This is a genomic window from Jatrophihabitans sp. YIM 134969 (assembly GCF_054456675.1).
Map to the genome: position 1 here is coordinate 63,611 of NZ_JBTJEQ010000008.1, position 17,204 is coordinate 80,814.

At 73.8% G+C, this 17,204-nt stretch carries 21 protein-coding genes; 7 read left to right on the top strand and 14 right to left on the bottom strand.

Going from position 1 to position 17,204, the window contains the following annotated elements:
• The first annotated feature begins 799 nt into the window (after window positions 1–799).
• The 3 genes from ACXR2U_RS06450 (at window position 800) to ACXR2U_RS06460 (ending at window position 2,440) form a co-directional block, all read left to right on the top strand.
• Window positions 800–1,462, top strand: coding sequence for a GAF and ANTAR domain-containing protein (locus ACXR2U_RS06450; RefSeq protein ID WP_458824124.1), 663 nt, complete (start codon window positions 800–802; stop codon window positions 1,460–1,462).
• The gene (locus ACXR2U_RS06455; protein ID WP_458824125.1) at window positions 1,459–1,692 is read left to right on the top strand and encodes a hypothetical protein; all 234 of its coding nucleotides are present in this window, start codon (window positions 1,459–1,461) and stop codon (window positions 1,690–1,692) included. Before ACXR2U_RS06450 ends, ACXR2U_RS06455 begins: the two co-directional genes overlap by 4 nt.
• A 73-nt stretch (window positions 1,693–1,765) precedes the next feature.
• Complete coding sequence (locus tag ACXR2U_RS06460) at window positions 1,766–2,440, top strand: HAD-IA family hydrolase (protein ID WP_458824126.1); 675 nt, start codon at window positions 1,766–1,768, stop codon at window positions 2,438–2,440.
• A 42-nt stretch (window positions 2,441–2,482) separates the two neighbouring features.
• Here ACXR2U_RS06460 and ACXR2U_RS06465 read toward each other — a convergent pair whose 3' ends face one another.
• From ACXR2U_RS06465 to ACXR2U_RS06505, 9 genes are all read right to left on the bottom strand, one after another.
• Complete coding sequence (locus ACXR2U_RS06465; RefSeq protein WP_458824127.1) at window positions 2,483–3,385, bottom strand: hypothetical protein; 903 nt, start codon at window positions 3,383–3,385, stop codon at window positions 2,483–2,485.
• A gap of 34 nt (window positions 3,386–3,419) precedes the next feature.
• Window positions 3,420–4,100, bottom strand: coding sequence for an HAD family hydrolase (locus tag ACXR2U_RS06470; protein WP_458824128.1), 681 nt, complete (start codon window positions 4,098–4,100; stop codon window positions 3,420–3,422).
• A 30-nt stretch (window positions 4,101–4,130) separates the two neighbouring features.
• On the bottom strand, window positions 4,131–4,772 hold the full coding sequence (locus tag ACXR2U_RS06475) for a cyclase family protein (RefSeq protein WP_458824129.1): 642 nt from the start codon (window positions 4,770–4,772) through the stop codon (window positions 4,131–4,133).
• A 27-nt stretch (window positions 4,773–4,799) separates the two neighbouring features.
• A complete protein-coding gene (locus ACXR2U_RS06480; protein WP_458824130.1) occupies window positions 4,800–5,363 on the bottom strand; it encodes a hemerythrin domain-containing protein in 564 nt (187 codons plus the stop codon).
• A gap of 84 nt (window positions 5,364–5,447) precedes the next feature.
• The gene (locus tag ACXR2U_RS06485) at window positions 5,448–5,930 is read right to left on the bottom strand and encodes a Fur family transcriptional regulator (protein ID WP_458824131.1); all 483 of its coding nucleotides are present in this window, start codon (window positions 5,928–5,930) and stop codon (window positions 5,448–5,450) included.
• Between the two features lie 28 nt (window positions 5,931–5,958).
• Window positions 5,959–6,834, bottom strand: a complete 876-nt coding sequence (locus ACXR2U_RS06490) for a metal ABC transporter permease (RefSeq protein WP_458824132.1) — start codon at window positions 6,832–6,834, stop codon at window positions 5,959–5,961.
• Entirely contained in the window at window positions 6,831–7,625 is a 795-nt protein-coding gene (locus tag ACXR2U_RS06495; RefSeq protein ID WP_458824133.1) for a metal ABC transporter ATP-binding protein, read from the bottom strand. Before ACXR2U_RS06495 ends, ACXR2U_RS06490 begins: the two co-directional genes overlap by 4 nt.
• Complete coding sequence (locus ACXR2U_RS06500; protein WP_458824134.1) at window positions 7,622–8,539, bottom strand: metal ABC transporter solute-binding protein, Zn/Mn family; 918 nt, start codon at window positions 8,537–8,539, stop codon at window positions 7,622–7,624. Before ACXR2U_RS06500 ends, ACXR2U_RS06495 begins: the two co-directional genes overlap by 4 nt.
• Window positions 8,540–8,692: 153 nt before the next feature.
• Window positions 8,693–8,947 carry a hypothetical protein gene (locus ACXR2U_RS06505; RefSeq protein WP_458824135.1) on the bottom strand — a complete coding sequence of 85 codons (255 nt, stop codon included), beginning with the start codon at window positions 8,945–8,947 and terminating at the stop codon, window positions 8,693–8,695.
• A 143-nt stretch (window positions 8,948–9,090) separates the two neighbouring features.
• On the opposite strand from ACXR2U_RS06505, the gene ACXR2U_RS06510 reads away from it, so the two are divergent.
• The 3 genes from ACXR2U_RS06510 to ACXR2U_RS06520 are packed head-to-tail and all read left to right on the top strand — an operon-like array spanning window position 9,091 to window position 12,277.
• Window positions 9,091–10,083 (top strand): hypothetical protein, encoded by a 993-nt coding sequence (locus ACXR2U_RS06510; RefSeq protein WP_458824136.1) that lies wholly within the window; start codon window positions 9,091–9,093, stop codon window positions 10,081–10,083.
• Complete coding sequence (locus ACXR2U_RS06515; RefSeq protein ID WP_458824137.1) at window positions 10,080–11,030, top strand: glycosyltransferase family protein; 951 nt, start codon at window positions 10,080–10,082, stop codon at window positions 11,028–11,030. Before ACXR2U_RS06510 ends, ACXR2U_RS06515 begins: the two co-directional genes overlap by 4 nt.
• On the top strand, window positions 11,027–12,277 hold the full coding sequence (locus ACXR2U_RS06520; protein ID WP_458824138.1) for a glycosyltransferase: 1,251 nt from the start codon (window positions 11,027–11,029) through the stop codon (window positions 12,275–12,277). Before ACXR2U_RS06515 ends, ACXR2U_RS06520 begins: the two co-directional genes overlap by 4 nt.
• Here ACXR2U_RS06520 and ACXR2U_RS06525 read toward each other — a convergent pair.
• From ACXR2U_RS06525 to ACXR2U_RS06540, 4 genes are all read right to left on the bottom strand, one after another.
• Entirely contained in the window at window positions 12,207–13,010 is an 804-nt protein-coding gene (locus ACXR2U_RS06525) for a glycosyltransferase family 2 protein (RefSeq protein ID WP_458824139.1), read from the bottom strand. The genes ACXR2U_RS06520 and ACXR2U_RS06525 overlap by 71 nt on opposite strands.
• Before the next feature lie 11 nt (window positions 13,011–13,021).
• Complete coding sequence (locus ACXR2U_RS06530; protein WP_458824140.1) at window positions 13,022–14,014, bottom strand: glycosyltransferase; 993 nt, start codon at window positions 14,012–14,014, stop codon at window positions 13,022–13,024.
• A complete protein-coding gene (locus ACXR2U_RS06535; protein WP_458824141.1) occupies window positions 14,011–15,084 on the bottom strand; it encodes a glycosyltransferase family 4 protein in 1,074 nt (357 codons plus the stop codon). The genes ACXR2U_RS06530 and ACXR2U_RS06535 overlap by 4 nt, the downstream gene beginning before the upstream one ends.
• Window positions 15,085–15,240: 156 nt before the next feature.
• Window positions 15,241–15,774 (bottom strand): class I SAM-dependent methyltransferase, encoded by a 534-nt coding sequence (locus ACXR2U_RS06540; RefSeq protein ID WP_458824142.1) that lies wholly within the window; start codon window positions 15,772–15,774, stop codon window positions 15,241–15,243.
• Window positions 15,775–15,837: 63 nt separating this feature from the next.
• Here ACXR2U_RS06540 and ACXR2U_RS06545 point away from each other — a divergent pair, with 63 nt between their 5' ends.
• Window positions 15,838–16,731, top strand: a complete 894-nt coding sequence (locus ACXR2U_RS06545; RefSeq protein ID WP_458824143.1) for an SDR family oxidoreductase — start codon at window positions 15,838–15,840, stop codon at window positions 16,729–16,731.
• Between the two features lie 15 nt (window positions 16,732–16,746).
• Here the strand turns inward: ACXR2U_RS06545 and ACXR2U_RS06550 are convergent, their stop codons facing one another.
• Entirely contained in the window at window positions 16,747–17,196 is a 450-nt protein-coding gene (locus ACXR2U_RS06550) for an SRPBCC family protein (protein WP_458824144.1), read from the bottom strand.
• Between the last annotated feature and the right edge of the window lie 8 nt (window positions 17,197–17,204).

The window sequence follows — 17,204 nt, forward strand, 5'->3', positions numbered from 1 at the left end:
GGGCCGTGGCCGCGCTTCTGACGCGAATGACCAATGTTGCACGGTGCAACCCCGATCGACCGGTTCACGCTCGAACCCACCGACACACGCGTGCGGATCGCGCTCGCCGGCACGGGCGGATCTGACCTCCGCATGTCTTCGACGACGGCGCACATCGGGGTCTTCTCGGGCGGCCCGTGGTGGCGTACCGTTGCAACCGGTTACACCACGAGTGCACCCGGTTCCACCACGAGCCGTTCATGACAGGGCCGGACGACGTCCGGCGCGGTGACGGAGCGTCAGATGTCGGAACCCGCTGGGGCCTTCCTCCTTGCACCCCCCGCTTCGGTCACCCGCAGCCGTCGGCCGGTGCTCCTCCTCTCCGTGCTGTCCACGTGGTCGGCGGCGCCCGACCGACATTGAACGTTGCTCCGCGCAACAGTCATCCTGGTTGTTGCGCGCCATGCTCGTGGATGACGGGGGTTTCCACGAGCGCCGGCGGACCCGCCTTCCGTGCGGGTCCGCCGGCAACCCCCGCCCGCCGGGCCGAGCGGCCCCGCTCCAGGCGGCTGCGCTTCACGGAACCTGGCAGTTCGCTCCCTGTGCTAGCAAACACGGGTTCGCGGGTGTTGACTGTGGGCTTCGGACGCATCGTGCACGGCCCGACCCGGACGCCGGCGGTGCAGCACCGGAGGAGCTGACCCATGCGCCAGCCCGTGCAGCGTTGACGCCGGGAGAACACCCGTCACGGACGTCCGCGACCCAGCGCGACCCGGCTACCGAACCCGACGCCGACCTGTTCGCGGCGTTGGCGAGACAGATGTCCGTCGAGCAGGACCGCGACGCCGTCCTCCGTCGGGTGGTCGCCGCGTCGGTGGTCGAGATCGAGGGGGCCGAACACGCCGGCATCACCGTGCTGACGCCGAAGTCGGTCACCACACCCGTGGCCTCCAGCGACCTGGTGCGGGAGATCGACCGCGCGCAGTACGCGACCGGCGAGGGTCCGTGCCTCACGGCGGCGGCCCACCAGGAGCCGGTGGTCCGGGTGGACGACCTGGCCACGGACGCACGCTGGCCCCGGTTCAGCAGGGCGGTCTCGGGCTCCGGCGTGCGCTCGATGCTGTCGTTCCAGCTGTACACGTCCGCGGGAGCGGCCGCGGACACCATCGGTGCCCTCAACATCTACTCCTCGCGCAGCTCGGTGTTCACCGCGGACTCCGTCCACACCGGCACGCTGCTGGCGGCCCACGCTGCCGTCGCCGCCGCGGCGGCCGCCGAGAACGCCAACCTGCGGATCGCCCTGCGGTCGCGGGACGCGATCGGGCAGGCCAAGGGCATCCTGATGGAGCGGTACAAGCTCACCGCCGAGCAGGCGTTCGACCTGCTGATCACCGCGTCCCAGCACACGAACGAGAAGCTGCGTGACGTTGCGGAACGGCTGACCGCCACCGGCGAGCTCGCCGGACGAGGTGATCCACGGTGACGACGACACCGGAGCGCCCCGCGCCGGCACCCACCGCCCGGATCGGCGACCGCGGCGTGGAGGACGCCGCGGCCGCCGTGGCGGCCGCCGAGGCCCAGTTCGACGCCGCGCTCGCTCGGGGGGCGTGGATGACGGAACTGCGGGAGCTCGACGCTCGCGTGGCGGACGCGGTCCGCGCCCACCGCGCGGCGGTCCGGCGGTCGCGTGACCCGCGATCCCCGGGCGACTGACACACCGCGTCGCCCTCCTCGACGTGACCGGCCCGGTCCTGCGTCGACCTCGCCGCCCTGACAGGGTGGGGCGGTGACCCGGCCCGACACCCTGACCGTGGCGGCGGTGTTGTTCGACCTCGACGGCACGCTCGTCGACACCACCGCGGCGGTCGACACCGCATGGCGCCGGGCGGCAGCCGAACTCGGCGTGCCGTTCGAGCGTTTCGCCCACTCCTACCACGGGATCCCCGCGCAGGTCACGCTCGCGACGGTGGTGCCGCAGCTGTCCCCGGACGAGCGTCGGGACTGGGCGCGACGCATCAACGCGTGGCAGGCCGCGGACGACCTGGTGGTCGCGCCCACCCCCGGTGCCCGGGCGCTGCTCGCCTCGATCCCGGCGGTCCGCTGGGCCGTGGTCACCAGCGGCGACACCGCTCTCGCCGAGGCCAACATCCGCCGGGCCGGCCTACCGAGGCCGCTCGTGCTGGTCACCGCGGACGACGTCGCACGCGGCAAACCCGACCCGGAGCCGTTCCTCACCGCGGCGGCGGCAGTCGGCGCCGACCCCGCGGACTGTCTGGCGGTGGAGGACGCTCCCGCGGGCATCGCGGCCGCGGCCGCCGCGGGCATGCGCTGCGTCGCGTTGACGACCACGTACCCGGCGGACGTGGTGGCGCAGGCGGACTGGACCGTTCCCGACCTGCGGCGGGTCCAGGTGCGGACGATCGAGCCCGGCGGAGCCCTCGCGGTCGACATCGCGTCCTGACCGGCCGGGACCGGTCGTCACCGGCCGGTCCTCCGACCCCGCTCAGGCTCCGGCGACGAACAGGCGCTCGACGTCCGGTTCGACCTGGTTGACCGCGGCGAGCGCGGAGACGAGCTCGGCCACCCGACTGCCGCGCCGACCCGCCGTCGTGAGCCGGGCGTCGCGGACGAAGGTGAACACCCCGCTCACCGCGAACGCGGTGATGCTCGCGGCTGCGGCGCGTTGGGCGTCGAGGGTGGCGCCGAACGCGTCGGAGGCGAAGAACCGCCGCCGCGCGAGGGGGTCGGTGAACGCCAGCTCCAGCACCGCGAGTGCGGTCCGGCCGGGCTCGACCTCGTGGACCACGTCTGGAGCGGGAGGCGCCGGGTGCGCGTTGTCGTACCGGGACGGCTGGTGCACCCGCACCTTGACCACACCCTCGTCGGCCACGGCCGCCCGGGCCACGGCCGTCACCATCGCGTCGAAGGCGTCACCGGCGTCCTCGCGTCGCCCGAGGTGGACGTGCAGCCGGTCGTACGGGTCGACGCCGTTGGGCACCGGGTCGGCCTGCCGGTCGACGAGCGTGTGGGACCCGTCGGGCAGGTCGTAGGCGACCGTCTCCTCGAAGACGTTCCGCTCGTCGCCGAACAGCAGGCTGCTCGCCTCGCCGAACGTCTGCTGGTCGGCTGCCGACAGGAACCCGATCTCCACCGCGCCGTCGAGGACGTACCCCGGCAGCGGTGTGACGGACTCCGACGCGGGCCAGAGGTGGGCGTCGCGCACCCGGTCGAAGTGGTGCTGGACGTACCAGCCCAGGCCCGCGATGCGCGAACACAGCGGGCCGTGGACGTCGCGCCAGTAGGCGGCGAAGACGTCGTGCGGGACGGTCTCCCGCCGGCGGACGGTGGTGTAGGTGTTCGACGTGATCACGGCGTCACGGACGCCGATGTCGGGCGGGGTGGTCATGCCGTCACGGTGCCCAGTCCCGGCCGGAGAACCCCTACAGCGTCAGCCACTTCTCGTCGTCGTCCGTGATCGCCGCGAGCACCGCGGCGGCGTCGTCGAACACCCCGACCGCCCCGGCGGCGCGCAGCTCGGCGTCGCCGGTGCCGCCGCTGCGTACCGCGACGCAGGTGACTCCGGCCTGACCGGCGGCCTCCGCGTCCCACGTGGCGTCGCCGACGAACAGGGCGTCCGCAGCGGCGACACCGGCCCGCTCCAACGCCACCCCGACGACGTCGGGCGCGGGTTTCGCCGTCTCCACGTCGTCGGAGTCGGTCGTGGCCGTCAGCTCGGCGTCGACGTCGAGCACCTCCCGCAACCGGTCGAGTTCCTCCGGCGGCGCGGACGTCGCGAGCACCACCGCCAGGCCGGCGTCGGACAGCGACGACACCAGGTCCCGTGCGCCGGGCAGGGGTCGCAGGAAGCGGCCGAGCGCGGCGTACCGCTCGGCGTGCTGACTCTTCGCATCGTCCCCGAGCCGGTCGGCGTCGTCCCCGAGCACGGCCGACAGCAGGCGTGACGAGTCCATCCCGATCGCGCGGTGGATCCGCCACACCGGCACGGTGCGCCCGACGTCGAGGAACGCCTGGTGCCAGGCCGAGACGTGCAGGTAGTTGGAGTCGACGAGGGTGCCGTCGACGTCGAACAGCACCGCCGCGGGGCGGGTCAGGTGGCTCACGGAGTTCTCCGATCGGAGCGGTCGTGCAGGTCAGGAAGGACGGGTCGCCTCGAGCGGTTGAGGAACCAGCACGGCCCGCACGGGCGAGCCGTCGCCGTCCGCGATCTTCAGCGGCAACGCCCACAGCTCGTAGGCGCCGGCGGGGGCGTCGCTGAGATCGAGCCCCTCGAGCAGCAGCACCCCGGCACCGAGCAGCGCGTGGTGCGCCGGGCACGTCGGGTCCCCGTGCGCGTCGACGCCGAAGTAGTCGATGCCCACGAGGTTGGGGCGGCGGTCGAGCAGGACCGGAACCGTTGCAGGGTGCACGAAGACGTGGTCCGGGTGGAACACGTCGGTCGGGCGGCCGCTGTTGGCCGTGCGGAACAGCAGGTTGTGGCCCGGCGGGACGTCCGGCACGTCCTCGGGCATGACGGCGTGGCCGTCGACCTGCACCACCGTGGCCGCCCCGTGGAAGCGGTCGAGGGCGATCGCGTCGAGACTGGCGCCGTCAACGGCGAAGTGCCGAGGGACGTCGACGTGGGTGAGCAGGTGCGTCGTCCAGTTCTCCAACCGTGTCACGCGCGAGGGCGAGTCCGCGCCGATGTCGACCACCACGCTCGTCGACGGCGGGGTCGCACCCGGCGGCAGAGCGATGCCGGGTGCAACGGTCCGTGACACGTCGATCAACGTCATGCGCCCATCCTGCCGGGCGGCTCCGGCTCAGGTGTTGGCCGACCGCCCGGTCAGGGTGTCCCGGAGCCGGTCGACGAGACCGACGCCCGGACCGATCATCTTGTGGAACAGCTCGCTGTGCGGAGCCGTGGGGTGGGGACGGGTCGGAGCGATCATCTTGGCCGTCTCGACCTTCTGTCCCAGCTCCTGCAACTGCTCGGCCGGGATCTGCTGGCGCAGCAGGGGGAACTGCTCGGTCTCCTCGTCGGTGACGTGGTCGCGGAGCACGGCCTCGAGCTGGTCGAGACCGGCCAGGAACTCGTCGGTGCCGGCGTCGGCCGACTCCAACGCCTTCATGGTCTCCTCGAGTTCCTGGTGCTCCTCGATGTCGTGCTGCACGGTGGCCGCGCCGTCGGGCAGGTGCTCACGCATCGCCGGGTACACGTACATCTCCTCCGCGACGCTGTGGCGCATGAGTTCGGCGATGACGGTGTCGGTCATGTCGCGGCGGGCGGCGGCGTCGTCGGTCGCCCGGATCTGACCCACGAGGTCGAGGACCTCGTGGTGGTCGGTCGTGAGGATGTCGATGACGTCGGTGCTGGAATTGGTCATGTGGAGGTCTCTCCGGTAGGACGCACCCCTGGCTCGAGCCGTCAGGGTCGGCCTACCCACCCGCCGCCGGGTGACACCGCGAACTCAGCCCGGGTCCGGTGACCCGCCCCGCCGCCGTGAGTGCTCGGGGCACAGACCGAAGACCTCGAGGGTGTGGGTGACCTCGGTGTAGCCCGCCGCGGCGGCGACCCGCTCCGCCCACGCCTCCACCTCGGGCCCGCTCACCTCGACGCTGCGGCCGCAGACCCGGCACACGACGTGGTGGTGGTGGCCGGCGTCGCCGTACGGGACCCCCGCGACCTCACCGCACAGGCGGAACTGCGCCTCGCCCTCGGCGTTGTGGACCACGTCGGCGCGACCGGCGTCGGCGAGGGTGTTGAGGTAGCGGTACACGGTCGTCAGGCCGACCTTGCCGCCCGCGGTGGTGATGGCGGCGTGCAGTTGCTGGGCCGAGCGGAAGCCGTCCTGCTCGCGCAGCACGTCCTCGATCACGGCGGCCTGCCGCGTGTTGCGCACCCGGCCGGCGGGCGCGCGGAACGGGTCGTGGGCCGCTGCTGTCGCGCTCATCCGCTCCACCTCCCGTCTGTCGTCACCATCATGCGCGCACCGCGGCAGGCCGCCGCGACCCACGCCGTTCGCGGCGGTCGCGGACGAACGCCCAACCCCGGCACCCGAGGAAGAACAGGAACGCGATGGTCGTGACGTACGGGCTGATCGGCAACGACCCGCCGACCGCCAGCATGACGCCCCCGACCAGCGAGACCACGGCGATCCCCACCGAGACCGCGAAGGTGCGCGCCCGTGAACCCCGCAGCTGGAGCGCGGCGGCGGCGGGCGTGACCATCACCGAGAGCACCAGCAACGCTCCGACGACCTGGACGGCCGCGGCCACGGCCGCGCCGAGGACGAGCATGAAGACCAGCGACAGGGCCCGCACCGGCACCCCGCGTGCGGCGGCGACCTCGGGGTCGAGGCTCGCGAACAGCAACGGACGCCACATCACGGCGAGCGCGACGAGGACCAGCACGGCGATGACGACCAGGGCGGCGAGCTGCGGGGCGTCGACCGCGACGATCTGGCCGGTGAGCAGGCCGAACTTGTTCGCCGACCGTCCCTGGTACAGCGCGAGGAACAGCACCCCCAGCCCGAGCCCGGCCGGCATCAGCACCCCGATCACCGAGTTGCGGTGGTCCTCCCGCGCGCCGAACACCCCGATGAGCACGGCCGCGATCAGCGACCCCAGCAGCGAGCCCACCACGACGTTGGCGCCGAGCAGCAGGAACCCCGATGCCCCGGCGAACGACAACTCCGACAGGCCGTGGACCGCGAACGGCAGGTCGCGGTACACGACGAAGACGCTGATGACGCCCCCGACCACCCCGAGCACCGCGGCGGCGATCAGCGAGTTGCGCACCAGCACGAGCAGCGCGCCGTAGTCGTCGAAGACGAAGACCCGGTCCCAGACGCTCACGACGCGACCGGGTCGGGGGCCGGGGCGACGTCGGTGCCGGCGACGAACAGGCGGTCACCACGCCGGATGACCTCGACCGGTGTCCCGTAGAGCTCCGACAGCGAGCCGGAGGTCATGACGTCGTCGACGGTGCCGATACGGTGACCGCGCGGCCCGAGGTAGAGCACCCGGTCGACGTACGGCAGCACGGGGTTGATCTCGTGGGTCACGAACAGCACCGCGGTGCCCGCCTCCCGGCGCCGACGGTCGACGGCCTCCGCGACGTCGCGTTGCCGTCGGACGTCGAGGGAGGCGAGCGGCTCGTCGCACAGCAGCAGGGCGGGATCGCCCGCCACGGCCTGGGCGACCCGGACCCGCTGCGCCTCGCCGCCGGACAGGTTGCCCACCCGGCGGCCGGCGAGCTCGGGGCTGACGTCGGCGGCGGCGAGAGCCTCGCGCACGGCCCGACGACGGGCAGCCGACGGCCACGGCGGTCCGAACCGGTGCCCGTCGACCCCGAGCGCGACCAGGTCCGACCCGCGGGAGTCGGCGGCGTGCTGCAACGTGCGGTGCTGCGGCACGTAGCCGATCCGGTGTCGCGCCTCGCGGGCCGACCTCCCGTCGACGAGCACGGACCCCGCCCGCAGCGGCTGCGAGCCGATCACCGTGCGCAGCAGGGTGGTCTTGCCGGACCCGTTCGCCCCGAGCACGGCGACGAACTCACCGCGCTGCACGACGAGGTCCAGCCCCGACCAGAGCGTGCGGGACCCGAAGCCCGCGGCCCCCTGACGGAACTCGAGCGCCGGGCTCATGCGCCCACCGCCGCGCCCAGGGCGTCGAGGTTGGCGCTCATCCAGCTGAGGTAGTCCTTGCCCTCCGGCAGGGTCTCGGTGACCGGCACGACCGGCACGCCGCCCCGCTTCGCCGCCGCGAGCACGGCCTCGGTCTCCGCGCCGGTGGTCTGCTCGTTGTAGGCCAGCACGGCCACCTCGCCGTCGGCGAACTGCGCCTCGGTGGCGGCCAAGACCGCGGGCGGGACGTCGGTGCCCTCCTCGACGGCCTCGCTGAACTCGGCGGGTGTCTTCACGATCAGGCCGCAGGCGTCGAGCATGTACACCGGCACCGGTTCGGTGATCGCCGCGCCCTTGCCGGCCGCGCCCTTCGCGATCGCGGCCTCCCGCTGCTCCAGGGCCTCGACCTTCGCGACGAACGCCTGCTCGTTGGCCTGGAACGTCGACGCCGCCGACGGTTCGGCCGCCGCCAGGGCGTCGGAGATCCGCCCGGCCACCTTCACCACCGAGGGCAGGTCGTACCAGACGTGCTCGTTGAGCTCCCCACCCGCCGGGGCCGTCCGGCCCGACACGTCGACGGCGTTCACGACGGTCGGGTCGCCGCCGACGGTCTTGAGCATGGTGTCGACGAAGTCGTCGTAGCCGCCGCCGTTCTCGATGACGACCCGCGCCCGCGAGAGCTTCAGCTGCACCTGCGCGTTGGCCTCGAACGAGTGCGGGTCGGCGTCGGGGCTGGTGATGATCGACGTGACGTCGACCTCGCTGCCCCCGATCTGGGAGGCGATGTCGCCCCACACGTCGGTCGAGGCCACCACCGCCACCTTCCCGCCGCCGCCACCGGCGTCCGCCGTCGCCGACGAGCACGCGGTGAGTGACGCGGCGACCACCGCGGCCGCGGCGACGGAGACGAGGGCACGGACCCGACCTGACGACACGGCGACCTCCTGCTTGATGTCAACGACAACCGTTGTCAACACCATTGGAGCACAGCATGCCGTCCCCTCGCACGGGAGGGGTCGGAGCAGTGAGGAGGGGAGCAGGAAGGAGTGGAGCGGGGGTGAGACGGGAGGAGCAGGAGGAGCGGAGGCTCAGCTGCGGCGGTCGCCGGACCCGTACACAGCCCGGGCGCACACGGGGCACCGGCCGAGCGGGGAGTCCCAGACCGTGGCGTCGGCGGGCCAGGCCGTGCCCTCGACACCGGTGCCCATGCCGCACAGGGCGATGCGGAAGCCGGAGTCGACCGCGTGGGTGAGCTGGTGGCGGTTGTCCGCGGGGGACTCGACCCACGCCTTGGCGAACAGGGAGTCGACGACCCGACGGGGGGTGACGGTGGTGACGGTCATCTCGGCCTCGGTCCCGCGCGTGGGCGACACGGTCGGGACGACTGGTGGGGGCACCCGGTGCTGGGGTGTCGCTTTGGTGACGTTATGTGCAGGCCCGGCCCAGGTCAAGGGTGGCGGGGGCCGGGAGAGGGTAGGGACACGGTGTGGACGTCGTGACCTTCCCGACCACCCACCCCTACGTCGACGCCGTCGTCCCCGAGGGCGTCGTCCACGTCGGCCGCGCGACCCCCGACGGACCGTGGGCCCCCGACCCGCTCTGGGACCCCGAGGTCTGGCAGGCGACGGCGGTCACGGCCGACGTCGTGCACGTCCACTTCGGGTTCGACCACGTCGCACCGGACCAGTTGGCCCGCTGGACCGAGGTCACCCGCGGCCGCGGCACCCGCCTGGTCGTCACGGTCCACGACCTGCGCAACCCGCACCTGCGCGACGCCGACCGCCACCTGCAGCAGCTCGCGGTGCTGGTCGGGGCGGCCGACGTCGTGCTGACCCTGACCCCGGGCGCGGCCGCCGAGATCCGGCGCCGGTTCGGCCGCGAGGCCACCGTCGTCGACCACCCGGCGATCTTCACCGGCCCGGCGCCGGTCGAGCCCGAGCCCGGGCTGGTCGGCGTCCACCTCAAGTCGTACCGGACCAACCTCGGCGACGACGTCGTCCCGGCCCTGCTGGCGGTCGCCGAGGGCACCCGCGACGCGGGCGGCCGACTCGAGGTCGGCGTGCACACCGAGGTCGAGGACGATCCGCGCACGCTGGCGCTGCGGGCCGCCCTCGCCGGCCGGTCGTACGTCACGGTCGCGGTACGGGAACGGCTCGACGACGACGAGTTGCGTGCCTACCTCACCGGGCTCGCGGTGTCGGTGCAGCTGCACCGGTGGGGCACGCACTCGGGTTGGGTCGAGGCGTGCCACGACGTCGGCACGACCGTGGTCGCCCCCGCCGTCGGGTACGCGTCCGAGCAGTGGGACCGGGTCGTCACCTACCCGGTCGACGAGGTGGCGGGCCCCGACCTCGCGGCCCTGCGCCGTGCGGTCGCCACGGCGGTGGCGGCGCCCGCGCCCGCCGCGGCCCCGCCCGAGTGGCGGCGCAGGCAACTGGAGCACGTCCGCGCGGTGCACGCGGCGGCGTACGCCTCGTGAAGGCCGTCGCCCTCGTGGTCGGCCCGGCCGAGCACGGCGTGGTGCGCCACGCCCGCGCCCTCGCGACGACCGCCGGCTGGCCGGTCCTCGACGACCCCGCGGACGCGCCCCCGGGCTCCTGGGTGGTCCTCGACGTCACCGACCGGCTGTGGGGACGCACGGCCGAGGTCAGCGGGCCGGCCGTGGCCCGGGCCCTGGACACCGTCCACGCCCGCGGCGGTCGGGTCGCCGCGGCCCTGCACGACGTGCCGTTCGACGGTGACGGCCCGGTGGCCGAGCGCCGCGCCGCGGTGTACCGAGGCATCATGCAACGGTCCGACGCCGTGTTCGTGTGCAGCGAGACCGAACGCCGTCGCCTCGCGGCGATCGCACCCGCCCACCCCCGGGTGGCCGTGCTCCCCATCCCCGTCCCGCCGCCCACGGCCCGCCCGGCCCGACCCGTCGGGGCGCCACAGCGCTCGGTCGGGGTGCTGGGTTTCCTCTATCCCGGCAAGGGTCACGACGAGGTCCTCACCGCCATGGCCGACCTCCCGGCGGAGGTGCCGCTGGTGTGCCTCGGACGCCCGGCCGACGGTCACGCGGACCTGGCGGCGGCCCTCGCCCGGCGCGGCCGCGAGGTGCTCGTCACCGGGTTCCTGCCCGACGACGACCTCGCCGCGTGGGCGGGCGCGGTGACCATGGCCGTGGCTCCGAACCGCGTGGTCTCGGCGTCGGCGTCGATCGCCACCTGGTGGAGCTGCGGCCGGCGACCCCTCGTGCCCGACGTGCCGTACACCCGCGAGATCGGCGACGACCGCAGCCTCCTGCGCTACGACGACCTCGCCCCCGCGCTGCGGGCCGCGTTCGCCGACCCGGCCTCCACCTGGATCACCGGCCCCGCGCCCGGACCGTCGGTCACCGAGGTCGCCGCGCGGCGCGACGCCTTCCTCGCCGGGTGGGACGCGTGAGCGCGCCGGTGCGGGTGGGCGGGACCCTTGTCGTGGCGGCCAACCGCTGGGACCTGCTGCCCGAGCCCGAAGAGCCGCCCGAGGTCACCGCCGTCGTGCTGCACTACCGCGACCCGGGGCGACTCGCCCTCGTCCTGGCGGCGCTCGACGCCCAGACCCACCCGGCCGCGCGGCTGCAGGTGGTCGTCACCGACGACGGCTCCCCCGAACCGCCGGTCGTCCCGCCGCACGTCACGCTCGTCCGGCAGGAGGACCGCGGCTTCCGGGCCGCGGCCGCCCGCAACCTCGGCGCGAGCGTCGCCGACGGTGACGTCCTGTGCTTCCTCGACGGCGACACGGTTCCCGAGCCCGGGTACGTCGCGGCCGCGAGCGCGCTGCCCGCCGTGGCCTCCGACGTGCTCGTCGTCGGACGGCGCCGGCACGCCGACCTCACCGGGTTCGGGCCGACCGACGTCCTGGACTGGTTCGCCGGCCGCACCCCGCCCCCGACCGAACTCACCGAACCGGGATGGCTGCGGGACGCCTACGCCGCGAGCCGCGACCTGCTCGACGTCGACGCCCGCTCCTACCGGTTCGTCATCAGCGCCGTGCTCACCGTGCACCGCGACCTGTACGCCGCGGTCGACGGCTTCGACGAGACGTTCACGGCCTACGGCGGGGAGGACTGGGACTTCGCGCACCGGGCGTACACCGCGGGCGCCGTGCTCGCCCACCGCCGCGACGCCGTCGCGTGGCACGACGGCCCGGACTGGGCCGATCGCGGCGACGACGCCGACCGCCGGGCCCAGAAGGACCGCGAGGCCGCGGTGTTGGCGCGACGTATCCCGGACCGTGCCGCGCGGGGCACCGGCTCGTTCCCCACCGCCCCGCGGGTCCTGGTCGACCTCGTCGGCGGGAGCGGTGCCGACCACGAGCGCTGGACCGAGGCCGCCACCGATGCGCTGCCCGACGCCGTGGTGGGCGAGGTGGACCGGTGCATCATGCAACGGACGCCGTGGCGGGCGCGGGTCGACGTCACCGCGGGAGTCGACCCTGCGACGCTGGACGCCGTGGTGAACCAGGCCGAGTCCGACGGGGCCGGCCGGGTGGTCGTGCCGGGCGTCGAGGTGACGGCCGCCCGCGCCGCGAACCGGGCCGCCCGGCACGGTGTGGCGCTGGACCGACTGTTCCCCGTGCTCAGCGGCTCGGGGTCCGCTCCCAACCCGCTCCGACCCGGCGTACCAACCCCTGCGCCTCGAACGCCCTGAGCCAACCGGCCATCGGCCACCGCCCCCACCGCTCGGCGAACCGGCGGCCGTTGCGCAGGATGTCGTCGAGGTGCTCGACGGGTGGGTCCGACACCGGGTGGTACTGGTGGTAGCCGACCGCACCGCCGAGCCAGGCGAACTCGACCCCGGCCGCGGCGGCCTGCTGGGCGAAGTCGGTGTCCTCGCCGCCGTAGCCGTCGTAGCCCTCGTCGAAACCGCCGCTCCGGCGCCAGGTCTCGCGGTCGACCGCGAAGGACAGCGACCAGAACAGGTCGAGGTCGGTCATCGGCACGATCTCCCCCGGCGGCGGGACCGGACGGCTGGTGTGCGGCGGGTGGTCGGCGAACTCCTTTGGGTCGGTGACCCCTTCCGGCAGGTAGGCCACCGGGCCGCAGAGCACCGTCGGTCGCTCGCACCGGGCGAGTCCGTCGACATACCGTTGCACCAAACAACGGTCGGGGATGACGTCGACGTCGAGGAAGATCAGGATGTCGGCGTGGTCGGCGAGCCCGACCACCGCTCCGGCGTTGCGGGCCCCGGCGACCGGCAACCGACCGGACGGAGGGAGGCGGACGTCGGCGACGTCCGCGGGGGGGACGTCGTGGTCGAGGTCGGCCGCGAGGTTCGGTTCGCCCATCGCGGCGAGCACGTGCACGTCGGGAACGCGGGTCTGGGCCCGCAACCCGTCACGTTGCCGGCGCAGGTGCTCCCGCCGGCCGGCCACGGGCGTCACCACGGCCACGGTCACCACGGCGGACCGCCCGTGGCGACGCGGTGCACGACGTCCGCGGCCCGCGCCGCACCGTCACCGGGCGACCACCGGGCCCACCCGGCGGGGTCGAGTGCCGTGGCCGCGGCCAGCAACGCCGGCCACTCGCCGGGAGCCGGCCAGGTCGGGGTCGACACGGCGATCGATGCCTGGTGCAACGCTCGGGCGGTCTCCTGCTGCTCGCCGAACGGGCGGGCCTGCGGGATGACGATGGTGGGGCGGCGGGCGGCCGCGACCTCGGCCACCGCGTTGAGGCCGCCGTGCGAGACCACGACCTCGGCGTCGCAGAGCGCGGTCCAGGGATCGTCGGAGCCGGTCGCGGCGTCCAGGACCTGCCACCGCCACGCGCCGAGGTCGGAGGGCGGCCGCGCGTCGTCGGCCCACCGTCCGCCCGCGCCGGACAGCACGGCGACCGTGCCGGGCTGCGAGCGGGCGGACCGCGACCGGGTGGACCCTGACCGGTCGTCGTACCGGGAGATCGCCCCGGTGTAGACGGTCTTGTCGCTCCACGGCGTCAGCCACTCCGGGGCGTAGACCTCCTGCGCCCACGGGGCGATGATCGCGTCGGCGAGTCGGTAGCCCCAGGCGTGGACGTCGTCGGACCGGTCGCCCGGTTGCGCCACCACCACGACCGGGACGCCGGCCAGTCGGCAGGCCACGGCCGCCTCGACCGAGACGTCGACCACGACCGCACGCGGCCGGTCACGGGCGATCCAGGCGGTGAGGGCGGCGATGCGGGCCGCGGACGACGCGTCCCGCACCGGTGCCCAGTGCAACGCTCCGTGGGCGGTGTGGTCGCCGGGATCGGTGGCGAGGTCGTCGGGCGGCAGGCGCACCCAGTCGTCGAACGTCCCGCCGGGGTCGGGCAGCGAGGACAACCCCACCACCGGCTCGTCCAGCAGCGGGGCGACGCACCGGGCGCGGGTGAGGTGGCCGCGCCCCTGGTGGTGCACGTACCACCCGATCACGACGCGGCGATCTGCTCGTAGACCTGCTCGTACCGCGAGGTCATGACCGCCAGCGAGCAGACCTCCTCCGCCCGGGCCCGGCAGTCCGCGCGGGAGAGCGACCGGGCGGACAGGATCGCGCGAGCGAGGTCGTCGACGTCGTCGGGAGCCGCGAGCACCGCCGAGGACTCGTCGACGATCTCGGGGATCCCGCCGCGGCGGAACGCCGCCACGGGCGTACCCGACGCCAGCGACTCGGCCACGACGAGCCCGTACGGCTCGTCCCAGCACGGCGTGACCAGGGAGACCGAGGCGTGCCGCACCAGGCGCGAGAGATCGGCCCGGCCGAGGTGGCCCGCGTAGGTGACGTGCTCGTCCAACTGCGGAGCGATGTGGGACTCGAAGTAGTCCTCGTCGGAGCGCGGGCCGACCAGCACCAGGTCGACACCCGCGGCCCGCGCCGCCTCGACGGCGAGGTGCGGGCCCTTCTCCGGCACCAACCGCCCCGACCACACCGCGGGGCCGCCGCCCGGACCCTCGGGCCACGCGGCCAGGTCGACGCCGTTGGCGATGGTCTCGACCGGACCGGCCGACTGCTGCCAGGCACGCGCCGTGTGGGCGCTGACGGCGACGAACCGGCCCGGGGTGCGGCCGTAGCGGGTCTGCAGCGCCGACTCCAGCCACGGCGTCGGTGGCGTGTGCAACGTCGTGAGCATCGGACGGCGCAGCGCCGGGGCCATCGCGAGGGGCAGGTGGTGCAGGCTGTGGTTGTGGACGACGTCGAAGTCGTCACCGCGGGAACCGGCGAGGTCCAGCATCAACCGCAGGTAGGCGTGGTGCTCCGCCATCACCCACTCCGCGGGCATCGAGACGTCGGCGCGCGCCTCCCGTGACAAGCGGGGCGCCGCGGGCACGATGGCCTCCACCCGGGCTCCGTTCGCGGTGGTCCTCGAGCCTTCGGCGGCGAACACCGAGACCTGGTGACCGCGTCCGGCCAGTTGCTGGGTCAGGTGCCAGACGTGCGACTCCAGCCCGCCGGCGAACGGGTCAGCAACGGGATAGCGACTGGACGCGATGATGGCGACCCGCAACCGAGGGTTCCTCCCACACCGGGGCGTGAACCGCACACACCGACGTGGGCGAGGCAGGCAGGAACTCCGGCGACGAGCCATCCCGGCGAGGCGGCCTGGTCTGGACCGGCACGGGGTGACACGGGAACCGTACCCACCCCCCCACCCCCCCTGACATCAGTCTCCGGTCGAGTCCATCCGACGCTCGTAGACCCCCACCTCACGGCCGGTCTCGAACGCGCCGATGCCCTCGAACCGGGCGAGGACGGCCTCGTGGTCCCAGTCCTCGACCACGTGGACCTCGTGCGGGTTGCCCTCGATCTCACCCTGCGGGTAGTGGACCACCGGGATCGACAGGTAGACCGCGTGCCGGGCGGCGCGGGTGGCCGCGGCCCAGACGTCGACGGCCTCGGCCTCGCTCATGTGCTCGACGACGTCACCGAGGACCACGACGTCGCACGCCGGCACCGGTGTCGTGCGGATGTCCCCGAGCACGATCCGGTCGTAGTACTCGTGCAGGCGGTAGGTCTCGACGTACGGCTCGAAGACCTCGATCCCGGTGATGTGGGCGACACCGGGACCGGCGAGCAGCTTGGCGTACGTCCCGACGCCGGGGCCGACGTCGACCACCTCGAGCGGGCCGTACTGCTGGGCCAGCTCGTCGACCCGGGCGCGGATCCAGGACTTTCCCTCCTGGGAACTCATCGGCATGACGACGTCATGCCCGTTCCGGCGCATGTGTGAGCCCTCTGCTCACCGGGGCAGGCCTTCCACATGCCCGATCAGTACACGTGGACCGATCCCACCACCCGCTACCCGACTCCGCCGTTCCCCGAGCAGCCCCAGAACGCGCCCGGCCTCGCGCGCAAGATGGACCCGACCCCGGACCACGGCGAGACCAGCTACCGCGGATCCGGTCGCCTCGCCGGGCGCACCGCGATCGTCACCGGCGCCGACTCCGGCATCGGCCGGGCCGCGGCCATCGCCTACGCCCGCGAGGGTGCGAACGTCGTCCTGAGCTACCTGCCGAGCGAGGAGGCCGACGCCCGCGAGGTGCTCGACCTGCTCGGCGCCGAGGACGTCACCGTGGTCGACGCGCCGGGCGACCTGCGCGACGAGCAGGCGTGCGTCGACCTGGTCGCCAAGGCCCTGCAGGAGTGCGGGTCGCTCGACATCCTCACGATCGTGGCGGGGCAGCAGCAGGCGTTCGAGTCGGTCACCGACATCCCGAGCGAGCACTTCGACTCGCTGATGAAGACCAACGTGTACGCGTTGTTCTGGCTGGTGAAGGCGGCGGTGCCGCACCTACAGCCCGGGGCCTCCATCATCACGACCTCGTCGGTGCAGGCGTACTCGCCGTCGCCGAACCTCGTCGACTACGCGTCGACGAAGTCGGCCATCAACACCTTCAGCAAGGCGCTGGCGCAGCAGTTGGGTTCGAAGGGGATCCGCGTCAACGTCGTCGCCCCCGGTCCGGTGTGGACACCGCTGCAGCCGTCCGGCGGCCAGCCCGACGACGCCATCCCCGAGTTCGGCGGGCAGACACCCCTCGGCCGTCCGGGGCAGCCCGCCGAGTTCGGGCCGATCTACGTGTTCCTCGCCTCGCCGGAGTCCAGTTACGTCACGGGGGAGACGCTCGCCGCCACCGGCGGCATGCCGACCCCCTGACCGGGGACCACCGGATCAGGACGGCTGAGGCGGCTGGCGGTGTTCGGCGAGCACCGCCAGACGGGCGAGGGTCTCGACGTTGCGGCGGTCGATGAGCGCGTGACCGACCGGGTTGCGCATGAGCCGGCCGGGCCCGGAGACGGGCACCTCGGTGATCGCGACGCGGCTGCCCGTGGCCGTCGCTTCGACGTCGAGGGCGACTCGGGCGTCGCCCAACGGGCCACCGTGCGCGATCAACACCAGCCGCGACGGGGGTTCGGCGGCCTCGACCTCGGTGCTGTCGCGCAGCACGAACGGCCAGACCCCGGTGGCGTGCTCGAGCTGGCTGCCGGGTTCGGGCCAGTGCGCGTCCACCGAGCGCATGTGGGAGGTCCCGACCACCCAGTTGCTGTACCGCCAGCCGTCGCTCAGGACTTCCCAGACCTGGTCGGGACTCGCTGACATGTCACGACGAACCGTTGCCATCTGCACCA